This is a genomic window from Citrobacter sp. RHBSTW-00887 (assembly GCF_013728095.1).
GTDB classification, from domain to species: domain Bacteria; phylum Pseudomonadota; class Gammaproteobacteria; order Enterobacterales; family Enterobacteriaceae; genus Citrobacter; species Citrobacter braakii.
On the sequence record NZ_CP056267.1, the window covers coordinates 3,538,541 to 3,563,215 of the forward strand.

The following is a 24,675-nucleotide window of genomic DNA, read 5'->3' on the forward strand; positions in this document are numbered from 1 at the left end:
ACCCTGCCTGCCTGTTATAAACGCGAAAGCGCATTTTCTGGTTGCGGACGCGCAACATAATGCCCCGGGCCAACTTGCTGGAGTGAAACGGGGGAAATCTCTTCACCGCGTTTGCGGATATTACTGGGGATATCATCCGACAGCAGCACGCGCTGGGGCCGGTGATGTGAGGGATCGGCGACCGGGACTGCCGCCATCAGTTTGCGGGTGTACGGATGCTGCGGATTTTCAAACACCGCGCGTCGGGTGCCAATCTCGACGATTTGCCCAAGGTACATCACCGCCACCCGATGACTGATCCGCTCCACCACCGCCATATCGTGGGAAATAAACAGGTACGCAATCCCCATTTCTCGTTGGAGGTCGAGCAACAGGTTGATAATTTGCCCGCGAATTGAGACATCCAGCGCCGAGACTGACTCATCGGCAATAATCACCTTGGGATTGAGCGCCAGCGCCCGGGCAATACAGATACGCTGACGCTGACCACCGGAAAACTCATGCGGATAGCGCCAAGCATGCTCAGGGTGCAATCCTACGCGTTCCAGCAGCCATGCAACCCGTTTTGCCGCCGCATCGCCTTGCAGTAGCCCATGCACCCGCAGCGGTTCTAAAATGGAATATCCCACGGTCTGACGCGGATCGAGCGAAGCATAGGGGTCCTGGAAGATAAATTGAATATCCCGACGCAGCGGCTGTAGCTTACTGGCAGCCAGGGTATCGATACGCTGTCCGTTGAAAACAATCTCCCCGCGTTGAGACTCTACCAGACGTAGCAGCGCCCGACCGGTGGTAGATTTCCCACAGCCTGACTCCCCCACCAGCGAGAGCGTCTCTCCAGGCCACAGGTCAAAGCTAACGTTTTCCACCGCATGCACCTCGCGGGTCACCCGATTAAGAATGCCGCTGCGCAGCGGAAAACGCGTCACCAGATTACGTACCTGCAAAATAGGCTCGCCTTCAACCACGGTATCCTGTTCAGTCTGTGGTTCTACATGACTGGGATCGTGTAGCGAAATGAGTGGAAACCGGCGCGGGTACGCTTGTCCGGTCATCGCCCCAAGCTGCGGCACGGCTGCCAGCAGCGCTTTGGTGTAAGGATGCTGGGGAGCGTGAAAAATCTGCTCAACGCTGCCGGTTTCTACCGCCTCGCCCTGATACATCACCAGCACGCGATCGGCAATATCCGCCACGACGCCCATATCGTGGGTAATAAAGATCACTCCCATCGACATATCCTGCTGCAGCACTTTTATCAGTTGCAGGATCTGTGCCTGAATAGTGACATCCAGCGCGGTAGTCGGTTCATCGGCAATTAAAACCGCAGGGCGACACGATAGCGCCATGGCGATCATTACCCGCTGGCGCATGCCGCCAGAAAGCTGGTGCGGATAGCGCGATAAAATAGCCTTCGCCTCAGGAATACGCACCTGGTCGAGCATCCGTTTCGCTTCCACCATCGCCTCTTCGTGGCTGGCCCCCTGATGCAAACGGATTGACTCAGCAATCTGCTCACCCACGGTAAATACCGGATTAAGCGATGTCATGGGCTCCTGGAAGATCATGGCGATATCCGCGCCACGCACGTGACGCATCCGCGACGCGCTCTGTTCACCCAGCTCAATAACCTGTCGGTTACGGCGTCGAAGGAGCATTTCATCGCAGCTCACCTCGCCGCCTGACTGTTCAATCAAACGCATCAGCGACAAGGCTGTTACCGACTTTCCTGAACCGGATTCGCCCACTATCGCCAGCGTTTCACCACGCTTCAGGCGAAATGACAGATTACGCACCGCACTGATGCGCTGCTGCTCCTGCTCAAAGACAATGTTCAGGTTGCTGACTGCCAGCACGTCGCTGGCGTCAAGCTCATCACTGTGTGGCAACGGTATCTCCTTTTTCCCGATAAATACCGGTGGTTGGCGTATCGCCTGCATATCCCCAGGCACGGTACATGCCTTCGCTGTTAAACGGCAAGGCGACGTTGCCCTCGTGATCGACGGCAATTAAACCGCCGCTACCGCCGAGCGCCGGTAATTTTTCCATTACTACGCGTTCGCACGCCTCCGATAAACTCAGGCCGCCATAGTCCATCAACGCCGCAATGTCATACGCCGCCAGCGCACGAATAAAGACTTCACCGGTTCCGGTGCAGGAAACGGCCACACTTGCGTTATTGGCATAACAGCCTGCGCCAACCAGCGGACTGTCACCAACCCGCCCCGGTAATTTGTTGGTCATTCCGCCGGTCGATGTTGCCGCCGCCAGATTGCCAAACATATCCAGCGCGACCGCACCCACAGTACCCATTTTGTTGTTTTCATCCAGCGGGGTCGCGCTATGATCCAGCACCGTTTCACCCGCCGATTGCGCTGCCAGCAGTTGAGCGTAGCGTTCTGGCGTCGAGAAAATATCCGCCGAAACGCGCTCCATACCCTGCGCAATGGCAAAGTTTTCAGCCCCTTCACCTATCATCATGACGTGGGGGCTGTGCTCCATCACCAGGCGAGCCGCGAGAATTGGATTGCGCAGATGGCTAACCCCGGCGACGGCTCCCGCGTTTAGCGTATTACCGTCCATCACACAGGCGTCCAGTTCATGGGTTTCATCACGGGTATACACCGCGCCAATTCCGGCATTAAACAACGGACACTCTTCCAACAAACGCACGGCTTCGGTGACCACATCCAGTGCGCTACGACCGTCTTCAAGCATCCGCTGGCCGGTTTCAACGATATCCGACAGCGCTTGTATATAACGCAATTCTTGCTCCTGGCTCAGTAACGCGCGGGTGATAGCCCCTGCGCCGCCGTGAATTGCAATGACTGCTTTACCCATTTTATTCGTCCATTAGGTGGCGGGTACCGGGGGGTTATAAATATCAGAATTTCGGTGACTTATTGATTCGATTTTTGAATATAGAAAGATGCAGACGTCATGTAAAGGTAAAGGCCCGCACCTCACACCCCGTCTCATCAGGTCATTCAGATGTGTTTAACGGAAAGGAGATCTCTCGACGTTGGTGCTAAATTATTCAAGCCGATCGGTAATCTGTTTTTTTGCATAAAACACAAAGCGTTCTACAGACGGCATACACGCTGCCCAGTTATGTTTGGTTAACCCCAGATATTCCGCACGCGCTGCTTGCAGCAAATCAGCATGCTCAGCGGGTAATTGCGGCAGAAGCCAGGATGCGGCCTCATCTTTAGCGACAATATTACCCGTAACCACGCTATACCAGATACGTGCCAGAGCAAGAATGATATTACGCTCGTCCCCCTCTAAATCAGCCGGTTTCTGCCACATCTCAAGGATATGCCGAAATGTTTGCAATACATCGCTAAACGGAATGACGTTAAATAACGTCTCAGCCGGTTCACCGAACAGCGGTACGCTGGCGCGCCGGGCCTGGGTCAGCAGAATAGAAAGATCAGGATCCACCATTGCCGGTTCAAACACGCCAGCGCGAATATCATCACGCAGCCATTCACCAAACTGCATTTCTCTCGCCGGTGGGAATCGCCACGGCACGATCTGCGAGTGCAGAACAACGGTCACTTCCAGCGCACGATATGGCCCGGAGGTGCCGGGAGGCGCTGAAATGGTCAGCAAATCCTGCATCAGTTTTTCTCTTTGTCGGGCATTTATTGGTTCACGCAGGGTGACCAATAAATCAATGTCGCTTTGGGGTTTTAAGCCGCCTTCAACCGCAGAGCCATACAAATGAAGGGCAATGAGATTCCCCTCGAAAATCTGGCGGATGCACGCACTGGCTGCCTCCACCTGTCGTCGAATTGCGTCTGGAATAATATTAGCCATTTAGCCCCCAGGGAAAAATGAGCTGAAATATTGAGTCTATACTGCATTCTTCCTGCAGCGCTATCCCTGGCACAAAACCTTTACCAGATCTGATTCTAAGCCTGAGGTAGCATACTGCCCGCGTCCATTTTCTGACATAATGAGCAGATTCGATTTTGCCCCGCAGGAGTCTTCTCATGGAATTTACCGCCGGACTGATGCCGCTTGAAACGGCTCTCTCTCAGATGCTTTCGCGTATTACCCCTCTCACCGCCGTCGAAACGCTGCCGCTGGTTCAATGCTTTGGCCGCATTCTGGCCACCGACGTTGTCTCCCCCATTGATGTACCGGGATTCGATAACTCGGCAATGGATGGCTATGCGGTACGATTAGCCGATTTACAATCTGATCAGCCGCTTGCGGTGGCGGGTAAAGCCTTTGCCGGTCAGCCTTTCCATGGCGAGTGGCCTGCGGGAACCTGCATCCGTATTATGACCGGCGCCCCGGTGCCTGCTGGTAGTGAAGCGGTGGTGATGCAGGAGCAAACGGAACAAACTGACGACGGGGTGCGTTTTACCGCCGAAGTCCGCCGCGGGCAAAATATTCGTCTGCGCGGTGAAGATATTGCAAACGGCGCGGTGGTGTTTCCCGCCGGGACTCGCCTGACAACCGGCGAGCTTCCCGTTCTGGCTTCGCTCGGTGTTGCCGATGCTCCCGTTGTACGCAAAGTCCGCGTGGCGCTGTTCTCTACCGGTGATGAACTGCAGTTACCAGGTCAGCCGCTGGGAGACGGGCAGATTTATGACACTAACCGTCTGACCGTTCACCTGATGCTGCAACAGTTGGGCTGCGAAGTGATCAACCTGGGGATTATTCGCGACGATCCCAACGCGCTGCGTGCCGCGTTTATCGAAGCCGACAGCCAGGCCGATGTCGTCATCAGTTCCGGCGGCGTTTCAGTAGGCGAAGCGGATTACACTAAAACTATTCTGGAAGAGCTGGGAGAAATTGCCTTCTGGAAGCTGGCCATCAAACCGGGCAAACCGTTCGCGTTTGGCAAACTGAGCAACAGCTGGTTTTGCGGTCTGCCGGGTAATCCAGTGTCTGCGGCCCTCACCTTCTATCAACTGGTACAACCGCTCCTGGCGAAACTCAGCGGCAACACCGCCTGTGGACTACCGCCTCGCCAGCGCGTGCGCACCGCCTCACGCCTGAAGAAAACACCTGGCCGTCTGGATTTTCAGCGCGGCGTATTGCAGCGTACCGCTGAAGGCGAACTGGAAGTCACCACTACCGGGCACCAGGGCTCGCATATTTTTAGCTCTTTTAGCCAGGGTAACTGTTTTATCGTGCTGGAGCGCGATCGCGGTAACGTCGAAGCCGGCGAATGGGTTGAGGTCGAGCCGTTTAACGCACTGTTTGGAGGCCTGTAATGGCAGAACTCAGCGACCAGGAGATGATGCGCTATAACCGGCAAATCATTCTGCGCGGCTTCGATTTCGAAGGTCAGGAAGCGCTCAAGGAGGCGCGGGTACTGGTCGTTGGTGTGGGGGGGCTGGGATGCGCAGCAACTCAGTACCTTGCAGGCGCTGGCGTCGGGCATTTAACCTTGCTCGACTTTGACACAGTCTCCGTGTCGAACCTCCAGCGCCAGACGCTGCACAGCGATGCGACCGTTGGACAACCAAAAGTGTTATCCGCCCGTGACGCACTGGCGCGGATTAACCCTTATATCGCCATTACGCCGGTGAATTCGCTGCTGAACGAGAGCGACATTCACACGCTTATTACCGAACACGATTTGGTGCTGGACTGTACGGATAATGTCAGCATCCGCAATCAGTTGAATGCCGGATGCTTCGCCGCCAGGGTTCCGCTGGTTTCCGGTGCGGCAATTCGCATGGAAGGACAAATTACCGTATTTACCTACCAGGAAGGAGAGCCCTGCTACCGTTGCCTGAGCCGTCTGTTCGGTGAAAACGCCCTGACCTGCGTAGAGGCCGGAGTGATGGCCCCGCTGATCGGCGTGATCGGCTCGTTACAGGCGATGGAAGCCATTAAGCTGCTGGCTAACTACGGTAAACCGGCGTCAGGAAAAATCGTCATGTACGACGCCATGACCTGCCAGTTTCGCGAAATGAAGCTGATGCGCAATCCCACCTGTGAGGTCTGCGGGAGTTAGCAGAGAAATCGTCGGCACCACACTATTGCCAGAGGGCGATGCTAATGCCTCCAATCAGGCCTACAACAGCGCATTGTGTAGGCCGGATAAGGTGTCAGCCGCCATCCGGCAAAACAGACTTACAGAGAAGTGCGTCCAAATGCGCTCTGCCAGTCGTGTTCGAACTTCGCTACGGCAGCATCAACGGCCGGAGAGCTAATCATCTGCTGAGCGACATCCAGCGGCAGCGTGATGGACTCGCAGCCTGCCAGCAGGCAATCCAGCGCCTGACGCGGCGTTTTAAAACTGGCGGCCAGTACTTTGGCGTGCGGGGCATGCATTTTCAGTAAGGTCTGCAGATCGGTCACCGTCTGAATGCCGTCCCCCCCCTGCGCATCCACACGGTTAACGTATGGCGCAACGTATTCGGCCCCCGCAAGCGCAGCTAATAGCCCTTGAGCAGCGCCGTATACCGCGGTACCCAACGTCGGGATCCCTTCTTCTTTCAGCAATTTAATGGCCGTCAGACCTTCTGCCGTGACCGGCACTTTGACCACGATATCCGCAATGATTGCCCGCAGCTTACGCGCATCGCTGACCATGCCTTCGGCGGTGGTCGCCATTACCTGAGCAAACAGGCGTCCTTGCCCTCCCATCGCTTCCTGCAGTTGCGGCAGTAACACGTCCAGCGTCTGCTTACCTGCCGCCACAATGCTTGGGTTAGTGGTCACTCCTGCCAGCGGAAAAACCCGCGCCAGAGCTTTTACCGCGTCAACGTCAGACGTATCTAAATAGAGTTCCATAACCTTTCCTCAAACGAATAATTAGCATGAATAAAAGGTAGCACGGCGAAACCTCACGGTTAGTTGACGTACGTCAATATAACTTTCATTCGAAAGTAATTTAATCTTTATACGAAAGATGAGAGGCCGCTTATGATTTTCAATATCCAGCGCTATTCCACACATGATGGTCCCGGTATCCGTACCGTGGTGTTCCTTAAGGGATGCTCTCTGGGCTGTCGGTGGTGCCAGAATCCGGAAAGCCGCGCCCGCACGCAGGATCTGCTCAATGACGCGCGTTTGTGCCTCGACGGTTGCGATCTCTGTGCTCAGGCCGCACCGAAGGTGATTGAACGCGCGCTGAGTGGATTGCTGATTCATCGCGAAAAACTGACCGATGATGCGCTCACGGCGCTGACCCACTGCTGTCCAACCCAGGCGCTGACCGTCTGCGGAGAGGAAAAAAGCGTGGACGACATCATGGCGACCGTAGTGCGTGATAAACCGTTTTACGATCGCAGCGGCGGGGGTCTCACCCTGTCTGGCGGTGAACCCTTTATGCAGCCAGAACTGGCGGCAGCGCTGCTCAAAGCCAGCCACGATGCAGGTATTCATACAGCGGTTGAAACCTGTCTGCATGTCCCGTGGAAGTATATTGAACCGTCATTACCTGACGTCGACCTGTTCCTGGCCGATTTAAAACATGTCGCCGACGCGCCGTTTAAACAGTGGACCGATGGCAGCGCCTCTCGCGTACTGGAAAATCTGAAAAAACTGGCCGCCGCCGGTAAAAAAATGGTTATCCGCGTCCCCCTGATTCAGGGGTTCAACGCTGACGAAGCCGCTATTCAGGCCATTACCGACTTTGCTGCCGACGAGCTTCACGTCGATGAGATCCATTTTTTGCCCTACCACACGCTGGGCATCAACAAATACCACTTACTCAGTCAACCCTACAACGCACCGGATAAACCGCTTGATGCGCCTGCGCTGCTCGAATTTGCCCAGCAGTACGCCAGCCTGAAAGGTTTAACCGCGACCCTACGAGGATAATCGCCATGACCACTCTGAAACTGGACACACTCAGCGACCGTATCAAAGCGCATAAAACGGCCCTGATCCACATCGTGAAGCCGCCGGTTTGTACCGAGCGCGCCCAGCACTATACCGAGATGTACCAACAGCATCTGGATAAACCTATTCCGGTTCGCCGCGCGCTGGCGCTGGCCCATCATCTGGCGGAACGCACCATCTGGATCAAGCATGACGAACTGATCATTGGTAACCAGGCAAGCGAAGTGCGTGCCGCGCCAATCTTCCCTGAATACACCGTGTCGTGGATTGAAAAAGAGATCGATGACCTTGCCGACAGACCGGGCGCGGGCTTTGCGGTAAGCGAAGAGAACAAACGCGTATTGCACGAGGTGTGTCCATGGTGGCGTGGTCAGACCGTGCAGGATCGCTGCTACGGGATGTTTACGGACGAGCAGAAAGGGCTGCTGGAAACCGGCATTATCAAAGCCGAAGGTAACATGACCTCCGGTGACGCACACCTGGCGGTAAACTTCCCGCTGCTGCTGGAAAAAGGTCTCGACGGCCTGCGCCACAAAGTTGATGAACGTCGTTCCCGCATCAATCTGACATGTCTGGAAGACCTCCATGGCGATCAGTTTCTGAAAGCGATTGATATCGTGCTGGAGGCCGTCAGTCTGCACATTGAGCGCTTTGCCGCGCTGGCACGTAAAATGGCGGCCACGGAAACTCGCGCCAGTCGTCGTGATGAACTGCTGACCATGGCGGACAACTGCGATGTTATCGCCCATGAGCCGCCAAAAACGTTCTGGCAAGCGCTACAGTTGTGCTATTTCATCCAGTTGATCCTGCAAATTGAATCAAATGGTCACTCGGTGTCGTTTGGTCGCATGGATCAGTACCTCTATCCGTTCTACCGTCGTGACGTAGAACTGAACCAGAGCCTCGATCGTGAGCACGCCATTGAGCTGCTGCACAGCTGCTGGCTGAAACTGTTGGAAGTGAACAAAATCCGCTCCGGCTCCCATTCGAAAGCCTCGGCGGGTAGCCCGCTGTATCAGAACGTGACCATTGGTGGCCAAAACCTGGTTAACGGTCAGGCAATGGATGCTGTCAATCCGCTCTCCTACGCTATTCTGGAATCCTGCGGTCGCCTGCGTTCTACTCAGCCAAACCTGAGCGTGCGTTATCATGCAGGGATGAGTAATGATTTCCTGGATGCCTGTGTACAGGTGATCCGCTGCGGCTTCGGGATGCCTGCCTTTAATAACGACGAAATCGTCATACCTGAATTCATTAAGCTTGGCATTGAACCGCAGGACGCCTATGACTATGCGGCCATTGGTTGCATCGAAACCGCCGTTGGCGGCAAATGGGGCTACCGCTGTACCGGAATGAGCTTTATTAACTTTGCCCGCGTGATGCTGGCAGCGCTGGAAGGTGGTCGCGATGCCACCAGCGGTAAAGTATTTCTGCCACAGGAAAAAGCGCTCTCGGCTGGTAACTTCAACAATTTCGACGAAGTGATGGATGCCTGGGATGCGCAGATTCGCTACTACACGCGTAAATCTATCGAAATTGAGTATGTTGTCGACACCATGCTGGAAGAGAACGTACACGATATTCTGTGCTCTGCGCTGGTAGATGACTGTATTGAACGCGCGAAAAGCATTAAGCAAGGCGGTGCGAAATACGACTGGGTATCGGGTTTGCAGGTGGGTATTGCCAACCTCGGCAACAGCCTGGCTGCGGTGAAGAAACTGGTCTTTGAACAAGGCGCTATCGGTCAGCAGCAACTGGCCGCCGCGCTGGCCGACGATTTTGACGGTCTGAGCCACGAACAATTACGCCAGCGGCTGATCAACGGCGCACCGAAATACGGCAACGATGACGATAGCGTTGATACGCTGCTGGCTCGTGCTTATCAGACCTATATCAATGAGTTGAAACAGTATCATAATCCGCGTTATGGACGTGGCCCGGTTGGCGGCAATTACTACGCGGGTACCTCATCGATCTCCGCAAACGTACCGTTTGGCGCGGCAACGATGGCCACACCGGATGGTCGTAAGGCGCACACTCCGCTGGCAGAAGGCGCAAGCCCGGCTTCCGGAACGGACCATCTCGGCCCAACAGCGGTAATTGGCTCGGTGGGTAAACTGCCGACCGGTTCAATCCTCGGCGGCGTGTTGTTAAACCAGAAGCTGAACCCGGCCACGCTGGAGAATGAATCCGATAAGCAGAAGCTGATGATCCTGCTGCGTACCTTCTTTGAAGAGCACAAAGGCTGGCATATTCAGTACAACATTGTCTCCCGTGAAACGCTGCTGGAAGCCAAAAAGCACCCGGATCAGTATCGTGACCTGGTGGTCCGTGTAGCAGGTTATTCGGCCTTCTTCACCGCGCTGTCTCCAGATGCGCAGGACGATATCATCGCACGTACTGAACATATGCTGTAATCCCCCTTACCCGGCGGCATTTCGCTTGCCGGGTATTCTTCTTTCGAATGAAATAAATTTGTGCTTTAGCTCACATTGTTATTAAAATGTTTCTGGTCGCAGTTATGAGCCAGGAGCAAGTATGACCATCAAAGTTATCGTCACCGATATGGACGGAACTTTTCTCGACGACGCCAAAAAATACGATCATGCACGTTTTATGGCGCAGTATCAGGAACTGAAAAAACGAGATATTGAATTTGTCGTGGCCAGCGGCAATCAGTATTACCAACTGATCTCCTTTTTCCCGGAACTCAAAGATGAGATCTCTTTTGTTGCCGAGAACGGGGCGTTAGTCTTTGAACATGGCAAACAGCTGTTTCACGGTGAGCTGACCCGCCACGAATCCCGCATTGTCATTGGCGAACTGCTCAAAGATACGCATCTCAACTTTGTGGCTTGCGGCCTGCAAAGCGCCTACGTTAGCGAAAATGCCCCCGAGTCCTTTGTCGCATTGATGTCAAAACACTACCATCGCCTGAAACCCGTGAAGGATTATCAGGACATCGATGATGTGCTGTTCAAGTTCTCGCTGAATTTACCGGACCAACAAATCCCATTAGTGATCGATCACCTTCATTCTGCCCTTGACGGTATAATGAAACCCGTCACCAGCGGCTTTGGGTTTATTGACCTGATCATTCCAGGCTTGCATAAAGCCAACGGAATCAGCCGTCTGCTAAAGTGCTGGAACCTATCCCCGCAAAACGTGGTCGCCATTGGCGATAGCGGCAATGACGCAGAAATGCTGAAAATGGCGCGCTACTCTTTCGCCATGGCCAACGCGGCAGAGAGTATCAAATCGATTGCCCGCTATCAGACCGACGACAATAACCATCAGGGCGCGCTGAACGTGATTCAGGCGGTGCTGGATAACACTTCCCCTTTTAATTGCTAATCCTGCCCAACCGGGGTATCCCCTTGCCCCGGTTTCCACGCTTTTTCATGTTTCTCACACCATCAAATTTTAAACTTGCGTTAACTAAATTTTAACTTATATTATCACCTGTAAGTTAAATAAGTTTCGAATGAAAGTTAATGCGAGGTGGATATGGCTTTTACTTTTACCAGCGACACGTTGCCCACCGATCACAAAGCGGCAATCCGGCAGATGAAAAAGCAATTGCGTGAACAGCTTGGAGATGTTCAGTTGATTTTCAATCAGTTGAGCGAGGCCATTGCTAATCGCGTGGCGGAAATCAATGCCCTCAAAGCGCAAGGCTCTCCGGTATGGCCTGTGTTGTCCTATGCGGATATCAAGGCGGGTCGCGTGAGTGCTGAGCAGCGTGAAGAAATTAAGCGTCGCGGATGCGCGGTCATTAAAGGCCATTTCTCTCGCGAACAAGCCCTCGATTGGGATAGGTCAATGCTGGACTATCTGGACCGCAACCATTTTGACGACGTTTACCAAGGACCGGGCGATAATTTCTTTGGTACCCTGAGCGCATCGCGGCCTGAAATCTACCCCATCTACTGGTCTCAGGCGCAGATGCAGGCCCGTCAGAGTGAAGAAATGGCAAATGCGCAGTCATTTCTCAACCGTCTTTGGACATTTGCAGGCGAAGGTAAGCAATGGTTTAACCCGGATGTCAGCGTTATCTACCCCGACCGCATACGCCGTCGTCCACCGGGAACGACGTCCAAAGGGCTGGGAGCGCATACGGATTCCGGTGCGCTGGAACGCTGGCTTCTACCGGCATATCAGCAGGTCTTTGCTAATGTTTTCAATGGTAAGCTGGAAGATTACGACCCGTGGCAGGCCGCGCATCGCACTGAAGTAGAAGAGTACACGGTGGATAACACCACCAAATGTTCAGTATTCCGTACCTTCCAGGGCTGGACTGCACTCTCTGATATGCTGCCAGGTCAGGGGTTGTTGCACGTGGTCCCTATCCCTGAAGCGATGGCCTGGGTACTGTTACGTCCATTGCTTGACGATGTGCCGGAAGATGAACTTTGCGGCGTAGCACCCGGCAGAGTTCTGCCGATTTCTGCGCAATGGCATCCGCTGCTGATTGAAGCGTTAACCAGCATTCCGCAACTGGACGCCGGAGACTCCGTCTGGTGGCATTGCGATGTGATCCACTCCGTCGCGCCGGTAGAAAATCAGCAGGGTTGGGGCAACGTGATGTACATCCCTGCCGCACCGATGTGCGAAAAGAATCTGGCCTACGCCCATAAAGTGAAGGCCGCGCTGGAAAAAGGCGTATCGCCGGGTGATTTCCCACGCGAGGATTATGAAACTCACTGGGAAGGACGCTTCACGCTGGATGATTTGAATATCCATGGCAAGCGTGCGCTGGGGATTATTTAATTTGTAACTTACACAAGTTTCCCTAAGTATTTCGCGTTACAGGAAGGCGGCCAGCCTGTAAATCCCCGCAAGCTTACACAAGTAAGTGACCGGGGTGTACAGGTGCAGCCAACACACCTGTAACACGAAAGACGACGGGAAAATTATTCGACGCCCTTGCTACGCAGGTAATCTTCGTAGTTACCGGTGAAGTCGATTACGCGTTCCGGCGTAATTTCAATCACGCGGGTTGCCAACGAACTGACGAACTCACGGTCGTGAGAAACGAAGATCAGCGTGCCCTGGTACATTTCCAGCGCCATATTCAGCGACTCGATAGATTCCATATCCAGGTGGTTGGTCGGTTCATCCATTACCAGAATATTCGGTTTCTGCATCATCAGCTTACCGAACAGCATTCGTCCTTTTTCACCACCGGACAGCACTTTAGCAGGTTTCTTGATATCGTCCTGACTGAACAGCAAGCGACCAAGGAAGCTACGTACTACCTGCTCATCATCGCCTTCCTGTTTCCACTGACTCATCCACTCGAAGACCGTCAAATCGTTTTCGAATTCGTACTCATGATCCTGAGCGTAGTAACCAACCTGGGCGTTTTCAGACCATTTCACGGTACCGTTATCCGGCTGTAATTCGCCGACCAGCGTTTTCAGCATGGTTGATTTACCCACGCCGTTGGCACCAAGAATGGCAATTTTCTCGCCAACTTCCAGCAGCAGGTTAAAGTTTTTAAACAACGGACCTTCATCAAACCCTTTCGTCAGCGCTTCCACTTCCAGCGCGTTACGGAACAGTTTCTTATCCTGTTCGAAGCGGATGAACGGGTTCTGACGGCTGGACGCCTTCACTTCGTCAAGCTTGATCTTATCAATCTGACGCGCACGAGAAGTCGCCTGACGAGATTTAGATGCGTTGGCGCTAAAGCGGCTGACGAAGGATTGCAGATCGGCAATCTGCGCTTTCTTCTTGGCGTTATCGGCCAGCAGACGTTCACGCGCCTGGGTTGCCGCCGTCATATATTCGTCGTAGTTACCCGGATAAACACGCAGTTCGCCGTAGTCCAGATCAGCCATGTGCGTACAGACCATGTTCAGGAAGTGACGGTCGTGCGAAATGATGATCATGGTGCTGTCACGCTCGTTCAGCGTCTGCTCCAGCCAGCGGATGGTGTCGATATCCAGGTTGTTCGTTGGTTCGTCGAGCAGCAGAATGTCCGGGTTAGAGAACAGCGCCTGTGCCAGAAGCACACGCAGCTTCCAGCCGGGGGCGACTTCGCTCATCGGGCCATAATGCTGTTCTACCGGAATACCTACGCCCAGCAGCAATTCACCCGCACGCGCTTCCGCAGAGTAGCCGTCCATTTCGCCATACTGAACTTCAAGGTCAGCAACTTTATAGCCGTCTTCTTCGCTCATTTCGGCCAGGGCGTAAATGCGATCGCGCTCCTGCTTTACTTCCCACAGTTCACCGTGACCCATGATCACAGTGTCAAGCACGGTGAACTCTTCAAAGGCGAACTGATCCTGACGCAGCTTACCAATACGCTCGTTCGGATCGAGGGAAACGTTGCCCAGCGTCGGTTCGAGGTCGCCGCCGAGAATTTTCATAAAAGTGGATTTACCGCTACCGTTCGCGCCAATCAGGCCGTAACGGTTGCCGCCGCCAAATTTGACGGAAATATTTTCAAACAGCGGCTTACTGCCGAACTGCATGGTGACGTTGCTGGAAACTAACACTGGCGTATCCTGAAAGAGAAAGAAATATGTGACGAACCGCTTATTATGCCATAAGTCTGCAATAAGATCGCGCCTTGATGCTGAAGGGATAAAGTGAAAGCAAAAGGAAAAAAATGTGATTTAGTACACATCCGAATTCCTTGTTGCTCAGATTGCACATATAATGCGTGCCCAACACTACATAAATCTCAACCCACTAGCCTGCCTGGCACTGAATCTCGCATACATGAACATGAATATGAAATTAACAACGCTTTTCGCGGCGGCACTCGCAATAGTTGGTTTTTGTAACACCGCTTCTGCCGTCACGTACCCGCTGCCTACCGATGGCAGCCGTTTGATCGGCCAAAACCAGGTCATCACTATTCCTGAAGGCAACACCCAACCGCTGGAGTATTTTGCGGCGGAGTATCAGATGGGTCTGTCTAATATGCTGGAAGCCAACCCGGGCGTGGATACCTTCCTGCCGAAGGGCGGCACCGTCCTGAACATACCTCAGCAATTGATCCTGCCGGATACCGTGCATGAAGGTATTGTTATTAACAGCGCTGAAATGCGTCTGTACTACTACCCGAAAGGCACCAACACCGTTATTGTTCTGCCGATCGGTATTGGTCAGTTGGGCAAAGACACGCCCATCAACTGGACCACCAAAGTAGAACGTAAAAAAGCGGGCCCAACCTGGACGCCAACGGCAAAAATGCATGCGGAATACCGCGCTGCGGGCGAACCGCTGCCAGCTGTTGTTCCGGCAGGTCCTGATAACCCGATGGGCCTGTACGCGCTGTATATCGGTCGCCTGTACGCCATCCACGGCACCAATGCTAACTTCGGCGTCGGCTTACGCGTCAGCCACGGTTGCGTGCGTCTGCGTAACGACGACATCAAATTCCTGTTTGAAAATGTGCCGGTCGGCACCCGCGTACAGTTTATCGATGAGCCGGTAAAAGCCACGACTGAACCAGACGGCAGCCGTTACATCGAGGTACACAACCCACTGTCTACCACTGAAGCACAGTTCGAAGGCGGGGAAATCGTACCGATTACGCTGAACAAGAGCATTACCAGCATCACCGGTCAGTCTGACGTCGATCAGGCCGTCGTTGAGCAGGCGGTACAGAACCGTTCAGGTATGCCGGTTCGTCTGAACTAAGCATCAATACTGCCCTTTCGCCTTATCGGGCCTACTTAACCTGTAGGCCCGATAAGCGCCAGCCCCATCGGGCACAATCCTCACATCACCTGCAATAAACCATACCCTACCAGCGCCGCCCATATCAGCATCGGCACCGAATACCAATGAAAACGCCACCAGATCCGTCGATCGTTTGCCATCCGTAAAGCAATAAGATTCGCCAGCGATCCCGGCAACAACCCAAAACCGCCCACATTGACCGCCCAGGCCAGCAGCAGCGTTGGCGGGACGTAGTTCAGCAGCAAAATCGTACTGGGCACATTACTGATAAACTGCGACAGGCCAATGGCCGTCAACCAAAGCCCCGGCGCTGAAAGCGTGCCAATCTGGTGGGTAATCTCCTGCAAGGCCGGGAGTTGCGTCAGCAAGTGCACATCAATGAACATCGCCATAAACACCAACAGCAGTGTCCAATCCACGCTGAGGATCACGCGGCGAGCCAGCACCATGAATCCTGCCGCAACGATCGCGAGGCCCCACAGCTCTTGTTTTAACTCCAGTGCCGCCAGGAAGATGATATACAGCCCCAGACAGCTCCACACCAGGCGCGGTTGCCAGTCAGGCGCGCGCGTACCGGTATGATAATGCAATGCTTTATGCGGGAAACTGAACCAGCAAAGCACCACCAGCGTCAGCATCATGGTCCCCGCAAGCGGCGCCATCTGCCAGGTAAACGCGGTAAACGATAAGCCGGAGCGTCCCCACATCAGAATGTTTTGCGGATTACCTATTGGCGTGAGCAACGATCCGGCGTTTACCGCCAGAGCCTCAAAGATAATCAGGCGATTTACAGGAATGGCGCACAATTTTTTCAGGGTGATCGTCAGCGGAACAACAATAAACAGCGCAACATCGTTAGTCAGAAACGTCGACAGCAGCGCTGCCGCCAGCACCATAAATATCGCCAATTGACGTTCGGTGTTAAAGCGCCGGGTCATCTTGCGCCCTAACACATCGAAGTAACCGCTTAGCTCCACGCCTTTGGTCAGTAACATCAGGCCGCTAAGCGTAATAATCGTGTGCCAGTCTATCGCCCCCGGCCACGACCGTGGCGTAAATGGCACGAACAGGCTCAGTACACCCCCGACGATGATTAACAGCTGAAAAAAGCGATCGCGCTGTAAGGCGCGTAGTAAAGGGAAACTCATTCAGAGCCTGTGCCTTGCTGTTGCGTAAACCGACTAAAAGCCTCCAGCGTTTCCTTACTGACGTGATGCTCCATTCCCTCCGCGTCGCGACGGGCAATTTCCGGGCTGATACCTAACATCAGCAGGAAATTCTCCACAATCTGGTGACGCTCCCGACTCTCCTGAGCCAGTCGTTCACCTTCTGCGGTTAAAAACACGCCCCGCCAGGGGATCATTTCAATCAACCCAACTGAAGCAAGACGCTTAAGCATTTTAGCAACCGTCGGCTGGGAAACCCCAAGCCGTGCTGCCATATCTACCTGGCGCGCTTCACCCACCTCAATAATGAGATCGGAAATCAGCTCTACGTAGTCATCAATCAGCTCACGGCGATGTGCCTCCCGGACCTGACGAAATCCTTCAACGTGTTCTTCGACATTCACCAATTGCGTCACTTTTTTTGTTGTTGGCATACCTGCGCGACGACTCATTCTGCTTCCTCGTTACTGTGACGCGTTAACGGCATCTGATTAGAGAACGCTCATTGTAAACCAGAGTTGCGTGGGCACAAAAAATTAACGTTTTAGCAATAGCTATATAATATAGCCTGTGCTATATCTGTATATAATAAAGACATCCCTCAAGGACTGATGGGATCGTGAAGTCAGGAGGTTTATATGAATGAATTTAAGAGGTGTATACGCGTGTTTAGCCACTCTCCCTTTAAAGTACGGTTAATGCTGATCTCTATGCTGTGCGACATGATTAACAGCAAACCAGAGCAGGATAAACCTGCAGATAAATAATGCGGCGTCGCGGTACGCCGCTTCATTTTCCTGCCGTAACTCGGATACGGTGATCGTTTTCGTGCCAATAACCCTTCTTTTTGTCAGTTTTGCCACGCCCCTCGCAAAACAATTTCTTAGTAGTAGTTGACCTTCTCTTGCACACACTCTATCTTTTCGCAGCCCTGCATATATTGCGGCTCGCGGATGCGGACCCTATCCCCCTTCTCGCTCTCTCAGGCAGGCAATGACCCTTAGCGCCAGGGTAAGCACATGGCGTTTTTGTAACAGTGGCATATGAATTTAACCCTCAAAGATTCAATCATTGCTCGTAGCCGGGCGATTAGTCCGTGGACTGGCCTCTATTTCTTACAGTCTCTGCTGATCAACCTTGCGCTGGGCTATCCGCTTAGCCTGCTCTATAGCGTTGCTTTCACCTGTATATTGATGCTGCTGTGGCGCAGCGCGCCGCGTGCGCAGAAAGTGCTGATTGGCATTTGCTCGCTGGTAGCGGCAATGTACTTCCCGTTTGGCCAGGCTTACGGTTCGCCGAACTTCAATACCTTGCTGGCGCTGCACTCAACCAATATGGAAGAGTCTACTGAAATTCTGACCATCTTCCCCTGGTACAGTTATCTGGTTGGGGTGTTTATTTTCGCCCTCGGTGTTATCGCCGTACGCCGTAAAAAAGAGGTGCCGCAGCGTAGCTGGAATAAGTTCGACAGCATTTGTTTGCTGTTCAGCATAGTCGCGTTCTTTGTAACCCCGGTGCAAAACCTGGCCTGGGGCGGCGTGTTCAAGCTGAAAGACACCGGCTATCCGGTTTTCCGCTTTGCCAAGGACGTTATCGTTAATAACAACGAAGTGCTCGACGAACAAGAGCGTATGGCGAAGCTGGCGAGCGTGAAAGACAGCTGGACGGTAACCGCCGTGAAGCCGAAGTATCATACCTACGTGGTGGTCATCGGCGAAAGCGCCCGCCGCGATGCGTTAGGCGCTTTTGGCGGTCACAGGGATAACACCCCGTTTGCCAGTTCCGTTAACGGCTACATCTTCGCGGATTACATTGCGGCAAGCGGTTCGACACAAAAATCACTCGGCCTGACGCTAAATCGGGTGGTCGACAATAAACCCCAGTTCCAGGATAACTTTGTCACTCTGGCCAACCGCGCGGGATTCCAGACGTGGTGGTTCTCCAATCAGGGACAGATTGGTGAATACGATACGGCTATCGCCAGCATTGCGAAGCGAGCTGATGAAGTTCAGTTCCTCAAAAGCGGTGATTTCGAAGCGGATAAAAATACCCGTGACGAAGCGTTGTTGAAGATGACCGCCCAGGTGCTGGCAACCGAGCGCACTCAGCCACAGCTTATCGTGCTGCATTTAATGGGCTCGCATCCGCAGGCCTGCGACCGTACGCAGGGTAAATACGAGACTTTCGTCCAGTCGAAAGAGACATCTTGCTATCTGTACACCATGACGCAGACGGATGACCTGCTGCGCCAGCTTTACGATCAGTTACGTAACAGCGGTAACAGCTTCTCGATGGTCTATTTCTCCGATCATGGCCTCGCGTTTAAAGAGCGGGGGAAAGAGGTGCAGTACCTGGCGCATGACGATCAGTTCCAGCAGAATTTCCAGGTACCATTTATGGTGCTGTCGAGCGATGATAAAGCGCACCGGGTGATTAAAGCCCGTCGCTCCGCCAATGATTTCCTCAGCTTTTTCTCGCAGTGGACGGGTATAAGCGCGAAGGAAATCACCAACAGCTATCGCTTTATTTCAGAGAAAAAGGCTGGCCCGGTGTACATCACCAACTTCAAATTGCAGAAGGTGGACTACAACCATCTGGGTACCGACATCTTTGAGATCAAATCTCGTTAATCTCTGAATTGCGCACAAAAAAAATCCGCCCCGAGAGGCGGATTTTTTGTATCACCGAAGTGATTAGAAGCGGTAACCCACGCCAGCGATCCAGGTGCCAACGTCAACGCTACGAATACGGCTCTGCTCGTAGGAGAAGTCCAGAGCAACGTTTTCGATCGGGTTGAACTGCAGACCAGCACCGTAAGAGAAACCGTAGTCACTGGTGGTGTGGTTATCAGCCGGGGATGCTGCGTTCTGGAATTTACCGTAGCCAACACCCACTACACCGTAGATGCTTGCCCAGTCGTTCAGACGGTAAGCCGGGCCAGCAGTGATGCCGTAGTACTGGGTTTTGTTGTAGTCGCCAGACGCATCGGTACGATCTTTTTCAGTGTAAGTGAAGGAACCGATTACACCCAGCGGGTTGCTGTCCTGCTCGTAGCGATACTTCAGGTTAAAACCGTTCATTTTGTTCGCTGCGCCCTGAGCATCGCTCTGAGCGTAACCACCGGTAACGGTAGAAGTCGCAGCTACAGCAGTACCTGCGGAGAAAGCCAGAACAGCGGCCAGTGCTGAAAGACATGCAATTTTTTTCATAACCACCTCAAATGTGCTTCAAGTAAATCCTAAGTTTTAAATATACCAAAAATTGATGGGAAACTCTTTGCGATTCGCGATGTCTAACGGGGTCTTTCATGTAACAGAACGTTTCAGAAACCCGCTATCTCTTTCAATTAACATCACTTTTCTAACCTAAAATGCCATTATTGCGCGCACAATATGGCACATTCATCCAGAATATTCCTAATCACACAGATTATTAATCCATCACTTTCATGCCATTGTACGGAACTGAGCAATTTTTTTTTCAACGAATACTCAACCAGCGGTGCGTATTTCCATTACACTCGCTGTTTTACTTTTCTATACATCACGTCATCCGTGTCGTAGCAAATTTGCAACGTCACGCAGATGAAGGCGTGTAATTATCATTTGACAGGAGAAAGGATGCCGGGGTCGTCACGTAAAGCGCCAGTCTGGTTGCCTATTTTGGTTTTGCTTATTGCTATGTCCTCCATTCAAAGCGGAGCATCTCTGGCAAAATCGCTATTCCCACTCGTCGGTGCGCCGGGCGTTACCGCATTGCGCCTTGCGCTGGGCACCCTCATCCTTATTGCCTTCTTTAAACCCTGGCGTTTGCGATTCGCCAAAGAACAACGCCTGCCGCTGCTGTTTTATGGTCTGTCTCTGGGCGGGATGAACTATCTCTTCTATCTGTCAATCCAGACCGTCCCGCTGGGAATTGCCGTAGCGCTGGAGTTCACCGGCCCGCTCGCGGTAGCACTGTTTTCATCCCGACGTCCGGTGGATTTCATTTGGGTTGCACTGGCTGTACTCGGGCTTTGGTTCCTGCTGCCGTTAGGTCAGGACGTTTCTCACGTGGATTTAACCGGTGCTGCGTTGGCGCTGGGCGCTGGCGCCTGCTGGGCAATCTATATTCTTACCGGGCAGCGTGCCGGCGCGGAACATGGTCCGGCGACCGTTGCGGTAGGGTCATTAATTGCGGCGCTGATTTTTGTACCCATCGGCGCACTCCAGGCTGGGGATGCCTTGTGGCACTGGTCCATTCTGCCGTTAGGCCTGGCCATTGCGGTCCTCTCCACTGCGCTTCCCTACTCGCTGGAGATGATTGCGTTGACGCGGCTGCCAACGCGCACTTTTGGTACTCTGATGAGTATGGAACCTGCACTGGCTGCGGTTTCAGGAATGATCTTCCTCGGTGAAACGCTGACGCTTGTCCAGACGCTCGCTCTGGGCGCCATTATTGTCGCATCAATGGGTTCGACGCTCACTATTCGCAAAGAACCACAAATTAAGCAAGTTGACGTGAATTAACTACTTAATATTCTGCATGGTTTGCATAATCATGCAGAATATTCAATTGTAAATCTGCGTGATAATTATTCTAATAAATATAATTTTCTCATCTGCATATTTCTTGAAATTTTTTACATTAACATAAAAATAACATACCTCCATTAATAACCACTATATCTATATGATTTTATTAGTTATTTCATATCCACCCCTCTCTTCGCTATTAAAGTGATAGGTAACACCAGAAAAATAAATCCAAAATTCACGCTATACTTATTCCCGTTGAAGAGCTGGGACATAATTATCAAGAGGATATGAAAATATGAGTACCGCAAAACTGGTAAAAACAAAAGCATCTGCCCTCCTTTATACCCGCAACGATGTAACAGATAGCGAAAAGAAAGCGACCGTAGAGCTGCTGAATCAGCAAGTGATCCAGTTCATCGACCTGTCTTTGATCACCAAACAGGCTCACTGGAACATGCGCGGCGCGAACTTCATTGCTGTGCATGAAATGCTCGATGGCTTCCGTACTGCCCTGACCGACCACCTCGATACCATGGCTGAGCGCGCCGTACAGTTAGGCGGTGTGGCATTGGGTACCACCCAGGTTATTAACAGCAAAACGCCTCTGAAAAGCTATCCGCTGGATATCCATAGCGTACAGGACCACTTAAAAGAGCTGGCCGATCGTTATGCCGTCGTCGCTAACAGCGTCCGTAAAGCCATTAGCGAAGCAAAAGACGAAGATACAGCAGATATCTTCACCGCCGCTTCACGCGACCTCGACAAATTCCTGTGGTTTATCGAAGCCAACATTGAATAACAGCAGACATAAGAATTACCTATATAACCCTCGCCCTGGCGGGGGTTTTGCACATCTATGGTGCATGACATTGATCGTTCGTCACTCCAAAGTAAATTATTTGTAATAATCACTTCACACAATCGTTAACGAAAGATTGTTTTATCAACAATTTTTACGCTAAATAGTCATACCGTTTGCACTGTGTCAGGTACGCACCAAATGGGTGCCCCAAAACAGTGCAGATTACCCACTTTGCCCTACTTATTGTGCAGAGAAACGAGACACCCTCTTGTTAAAACAATGAGTTGCAAAACTGGCACGATTTTTTCATTAAGCCATATGTTCTCGCAGGGGATCGCCCCGTGGATATAAAAGGAAATCCTATGAAGTCTGTATTAAAAGTCTCACTGGCTGCACTTACCCTGGCTTTTGCGGTGTCCTCCCATGCCGCAGATAAGAAACTGGTTGTCGCAACCGACACCGCATTTGTACCGTTCGAATTCAAACAGGGTGACAAATACGTTGGTTTTGATGTGGATCTGTGGGCTGCCGTGGCCAAAGAACTGAAGCTGGATTATGAACTGAAACCAATGGATTTCAGCGGCATCATCCCGGCTCTGCAAACCAAGAATATCGACCTGGCGCTGGCGGGTATCACCATCACTGATGAGCGTAAAAAAGCGATCGACTTTTCTGACGGCTACTACAAAAGCGGTCTGTTAGTGATGGTCAAAGCGAATAATAACGACGTGAAAAGCGTGAAAGATCTGGATGGTAAAGTCGTCGCTGTGAAGAGCGGCACGGGTTCCGTTGATTACGCGAAAGCTAACATCAAAACCAAAGATCTGCGTCAGTTCCCGAATATCGATAACGCATATATGGAACTGGGCACCAACCGCGCAGACGCCGTGCTGCACGACACGCCAAACATTCTTTACTTCATCAAAACCGCTGGCAACGGTCAGTTCAAAGCTGTAGGCGAATCCCTGGAAGCCCAGCAGTACGGTATCGCCTTCCCGAAAGGCAGCGATGAACTGCGTGAGAAAGTGAACGGCGCGCTGAAAACGCTGAAAGAGAACGGCACATACAACGAAATCTACAAAAAATGGTTCGGTACCGAACCTAAATAACAAGAACGTTCTGTAACGCCCGGTAGCGCCAGCGCCGCCGGGCCTGCAATTTTGAGTCATCGCGTTATGGCTCATTACTTTTCTCACCACGGTAACAGGAACGAAATATGCAGTTTGACTGGAGTGCCATCTGGCCCGCCATCCCGCTTTTGATTGAAGGCGCCAAAATGACCCTGTGGATCTCGGTCCTCGGTCTGGCAGGCGGTCTGATAATCGGGCTTGCAGCAGGGTTTGCGCGTACTTTCGGCGGTTGGATAGCCAACCACGTAGCGCTGGTGTTTATCGAAGTCATTCGCGGTACGCCAATCGTTGTGCAGGTGATGTTTATTTACTTTGCCCTGCCAATGGCATTTAACGATTTACGCATTGATCCCTTTAGCGCCGCCGTTGTCACCATCATGATCAACTCCGGCGCCTATATTGCGGAAATCACCCGCGGCGCGGTGCTCTCAATCCATAAAGGATTCAGTGAAGCCGGACTGGCGCTTGGGCTTTCACGTACAGAGACTATCCGCCACGTTATTTTACCTCTCGCGCTGCGTCGTATGCTGCCACCGCTGGGCAACCAGTGGATCATCAGCATTAAAGATACCTCGCTGTTTATTGTCATTGGCGTCGCTGAACTGACCCGTCAGGGCCAGGAAATCATTGCCGGTAACTTCCGCGCACTGGAAATCTGGAGCGCCGTTGCGGTGTTCTATCTGATCATTACGCTGGTGCTGAGCTTCATTCTGCGTCGTCTGGAAAGAAGGATGAAAATCCTGTGATTGAATTTAAAAACGTTTCTAAGCACTTTGGCCCAACCCAGGTGCTGCACAATATTGACCTGAACATTCAGCAGGGCGAAGTGGTGGTAATTATCGGGCCATCCGGGTCCGGTAAATCAACCCTGCTGCGCTGCATTAACAAACTGGAAGAGATAACCTCTGGCGATCTGATCGTCGACGGTCTGAAGGTAAACGATCCAAAGGTAGACGAGCGGTTAATCCGCCAGGAAGCCGGGATGGTGTTTCAGCAGTTCTACCTGTTCCCGCATCTGACGGCGCTGGAAAACGTCATGTTCGGACCGCAGCGCGTACGCGGGGCGAATAAAGAACAGGCCGAGAAACTGGCTAAAGAGCTGCTGGCGAAAGTAGGTCTGGCCGAGCGTGCGCATCACTACCCTTCTGAGCTGTCTGGCGGTCAACAGCAGCGTGTGGCGATCGCCCGTGCGCTGGCGGTGAAGCCGAAAATGATGCTGTTTGATGAGCCAACCTCAGCGCTGGACCCGGAACTGCGCCACGAAGTTCTGAAAGTTATGCAGGATCTGGCGGAGGAAGGGATGACCATGGTCATTGTGACCCACGAAATCGGCTTTGCCGAAAAAGTGGCTTCACGCCTGATTTTCATCGATAAGGGACGTATTGCCGAAGACGGTAATCCGCAGGCCCTGATTGAAAATCCGCCCAGCCAACGTTTACAGGAATTCTTGCAGCACGTTTCCTGATAGCTCTCCCTCCCTTCGCCTGAAGGGAGGTTTTTCACCAGAATCCTCTCATTTCATTTCTCCCCCGCCCTGACATCTA

General features: G+C 52.6%; 22 protein-coding genes. 14 read left to right on the forward strand and 8 right to left on the reverse strand.

Going from position 1 to position 24,675, the window contains the following annotated elements:
- Nucleotides 1–14: 14 nt before the first annotated feature.
- The 3 genes from gsiA to HV314_RS16990 all read right to left on the reverse strand — a co-directional run bounded on the left by gsiA (nucleotide 15) and on the right by HV314_RS16990 (nucleotide 3,819).
- Nucleotides 15–1,886: a glutathione ABC transporter ATP-binding protein GsiA gene (gene gsiA / locus HV314_RS16980; protein ID WP_181546237.1), complete on the reverse strand. Its 1,872-nt coding sequence runs from the start codon at nucleotides 1,884–1,886 to the stop codon at nucleotides 15–17.
- On the reverse strand, nucleotides 1,873–2,838 hold the full coding sequence (gene iaaA / locus HV314_RS16985) for a beta-aspartyl-peptidase (RefSeq protein ID WP_016156081.1): 966 nt from the start codon (nucleotides 2,836–2,838) through the stop codon (nucleotides 1,873–1,875). The genes gsiA and iaaA overlap by 14 nt, the downstream gene beginning before the upstream one ends.
- Nucleotides 2,839–3,030: 192 nt before the next feature.
- Nucleotides 3,031–3,819 (reverse strand): aminoglycoside adenylyltransferase family protein, encoded by a 789-nt coding sequence (locus tag HV314_RS16990; protein ID WP_094760732.1) that lies wholly within the window; start codon nucleotides 3,817–3,819, stop codon nucleotides 3,031–3,033.
- A 176-nt stretch (nucleotides 3,820–3,995) separates the two neighbouring features.
- Here HV314_RS16990 and moeA point away from each other — a divergent pair, with 176 nt between their 5' ends.
- Both moeA and moeB read left to right on the forward strand, forming a co-directional pair.
- Nucleotides 3,996–5,231 (forward strand): molybdopterin molybdotransferase MoeA, encoded by a 1,236-nt coding sequence (moeA, locus tag HV314_RS16995; RefSeq protein ID WP_094760731.1) that lies wholly within the window; start codon nucleotides 3,996–3,998, stop codon nucleotides 5,229–5,231.
- Nucleotides 5,231–5,980, forward strand: coding sequence for a molybdopterin-synthase adenylyltransferase MoeB (moeB, locus tag HV314_RS17000; protein ID WP_046274650.1), 750 nt, complete (start codon nucleotides 5,231–5,233; stop codon nucleotides 5,978–5,980). Before moeA ends, moeB begins: the two co-directional genes overlap by 1 nt.
- Before the next feature lie 119 nt (nucleotides 5,981–6,099).
- Here moeB and fsa read toward each other — a convergent pair whose 3' ends face one another.
- Nucleotides 6,100–6,762: a fructose-6-phosphate aldolase gene (fsa, locus tag HV314_RS17005; protein WP_019076360.1), complete on the reverse strand. Its 663-nt coding sequence runs from the start codon at nucleotides 6,760–6,762 to the stop codon at nucleotides 6,100–6,102.
- Nucleotides 6,763–6,894: 132 nt separating this feature from the next.
- Between fsa and HV314_RS17010 the strand changes: the two genes are divergently transcribed.
- The 4 genes from HV314_RS17010 (at nucleotide 6,895) to HV314_RS17025 (ending at nucleotide 12,585) form a co-directional block, all read left to right on the forward strand.
- Nucleotides 6,895–7,794 carry a glycyl-radical enzyme activating protein gene (locus HV314_RS17010; RefSeq protein ID WP_181546239.1) on the forward strand — a complete coding sequence of 300 codons (900 nt, stop codon included), beginning with the start codon at nucleotides 6,895–6,897 and terminating at the stop codon, nucleotides 7,792–7,794.
- Between the two features lie 5 nt (nucleotides 7,795–7,799).
- Nucleotides 7,800–10,232, forward strand: coding sequence for a glycyl radical protein (locus HV314_RS17015; RefSeq protein ID WP_053388805.1), 2,433 nt, complete (start codon nucleotides 7,800–7,802; stop codon nucleotides 10,230–10,232).
- Nucleotides 10,233–10,353: 121 nt separating this feature from the next.
- Nucleotides 10,354–11,169, forward strand: coding sequence for a Cof-type HAD-IIB family hydrolase (locus tag HV314_RS17020; protein ID WP_181546241.1), 816 nt, complete (start codon nucleotides 10,354–10,356; stop codon nucleotides 11,167–11,169).
- A gap of 153 nt (nucleotides 11,170–11,322) precedes the next feature.
- Nucleotides 11,323–12,585: a DUF1479 domain-containing protein gene (locus HV314_RS17025; protein ID WP_115190786.1), complete on the forward strand. Its 1,263-nt coding sequence runs from the start codon at nucleotides 11,323–11,325 to the stop codon at nucleotides 12,583–12,585.
- Between the two features lie 143 nt (nucleotides 12,586–12,728).
- Here HV314_RS17025 and HV314_RS17030 read toward each other — a convergent pair whose 3' ends face one another.
- Nucleotides 12,729–14,321, reverse strand: a complete 1,593-nt coding sequence (locus tag HV314_RS17030; protein WP_016156073.1) for an ABC-F family ATPase — start codon at nucleotides 14,319–14,321, stop codon at nucleotides 12,729–12,731.
- A gap of 232 nt (nucleotides 14,322–14,553) precedes the next feature.
- On the opposite strand from HV314_RS17030, the gene ldtB reads away from it, so the two are divergent.
- Nucleotides 14,554–15,474, forward strand: a complete 921-nt coding sequence (gene ldtB, locus HV314_RS17035; RefSeq protein WP_003035268.1) for a L,D-transpeptidase — start codon at nucleotides 14,554–14,556, stop codon at nucleotides 15,472–15,474.
- A gap of 80 nt (nucleotides 15,475–15,554) precedes the next feature.
- Here ldtB and HV314_RS17040 read toward each other — a convergent pair whose 3' ends face one another.
- A complete protein-coding gene (locus HV314_RS17040) occupies nucleotides 15,555–16,664 on the reverse strand; it encodes an anion transporter (RefSeq protein ID WP_181546243.1) in 1,110 nt (369 codons plus the stop codon).
- A complete protein-coding gene (gene mntR, locus HV314_RS17045) occupies nucleotides 16,661–17,134 on the reverse strand; it encodes a manganese-binding transcriptional regulator MntR (RefSeq protein ID WP_003831586.1) in 474 nt (157 codons plus the stop codon). Before mntR ends, HV314_RS17040 begins: the two co-directional genes overlap by 4 nt.
- 186 nt (nucleotides 17,135–17,320) lie before the next feature.
- On the opposite strand from mntR, the gene mntS reads away from it, so the two are divergent.
- Both mntS and HV314_RS17055 read left to right on the forward strand, forming a co-directional pair.
- Nucleotides 17,321–17,449: a manganase accumulation protein MntS gene (gene mntS / locus HV314_RS17050; protein WP_016152374.1), complete on the forward strand. Its 129-nt coding sequence runs from the start codon at nucleotides 17,321–17,323 to the stop codon at nucleotides 17,447–17,449.
- Nucleotides 17,450–17,725: 276 nt separating this feature from the next.
- Complete coding sequence (locus HV314_RS17055; protein ID WP_181546245.1) at nucleotides 17,726–19,312, forward strand: phosphoethanolamine transferase; 1,587 nt, start codon at nucleotides 17,726–17,728, stop codon at nucleotides 19,310–19,312.
- 63 nt (nucleotides 19,313–19,375) lie between these two features.
- Here the strand turns inward: HV314_RS17055 and ompX are convergent, their stop codons facing one another.
- Nucleotides 19,376–19,891: an outer membrane protein OmpX gene (ompX, locus tag HV314_RS17060; protein ID WP_016152372.1), complete on the reverse strand. Its 516-nt coding sequence runs from the start codon at nucleotides 19,889–19,891 to the stop codon at nucleotides 19,376–19,378.
- A gap of 411 nt (nucleotides 19,892–20,302) precedes the next feature.
- Between ompX and rhtA the strand changes: the two genes are divergently transcribed.
- The 5 genes from rhtA to glnQ all read left to right on the forward strand — a co-directional run bounded on the left by rhtA (nucleotide 20,303) and on the right by glnQ (nucleotide 24,596).
- Entirely contained in the window at nucleotides 20,303–21,190 is an 888-nt protein-coding gene (rhtA, locus tag HV314_RS17065) for a threonine/homoserine exporter RhtA (RefSeq protein ID WP_016156069.1), read from the forward strand.
- Nucleotides 21,191–21,494: 304 nt separating this feature from the next.
- Nucleotides 21,495–21,998 carry a DNA starvation/stationary phase protection protein Dps gene (gene dps, locus HV314_RS17070; protein ID WP_006685362.1) on the forward strand — a complete coding sequence of 168 codons (504 nt, stop codon included), beginning with the start codon at nucleotides 21,495–21,497 and terminating at the stop codon, nucleotides 21,996–21,998.
- A gap of 365 nt (nucleotides 21,999–22,363) precedes the next feature.
- Nucleotides 22,364–23,110, forward strand: a complete 747-nt coding sequence (gene glnH, locus HV314_RS17075) for a glutamine ABC transporter substrate-binding protein GlnH (protein ID WP_016152370.1) — start codon at nucleotides 22,364–22,366, stop codon at nucleotides 23,108–23,110.
- A gap of 107 nt (nucleotides 23,111–23,217) precedes the next feature.
- A complete protein-coding gene (gene glnP, locus HV314_RS17080) occupies nucleotides 23,218–23,877 on the forward strand; it encodes a glutamine ABC transporter permease GlnP (protein WP_003035248.1) in 660 nt (219 codons plus the stop codon).
- A complete protein-coding gene (gene glnQ / locus HV314_RS17085; protein WP_003035246.1) occupies nucleotides 23,874–24,596 on the forward strand; it encodes a glutamine ABC transporter ATP-binding protein GlnQ in 723 nt (240 codons plus the stop codon). The genes glnP and glnQ overlap by 4 nt, the downstream gene beginning before the upstream one ends.
- Nucleotides 24,597–24,675 lie beyond the last annotated feature (79 nt).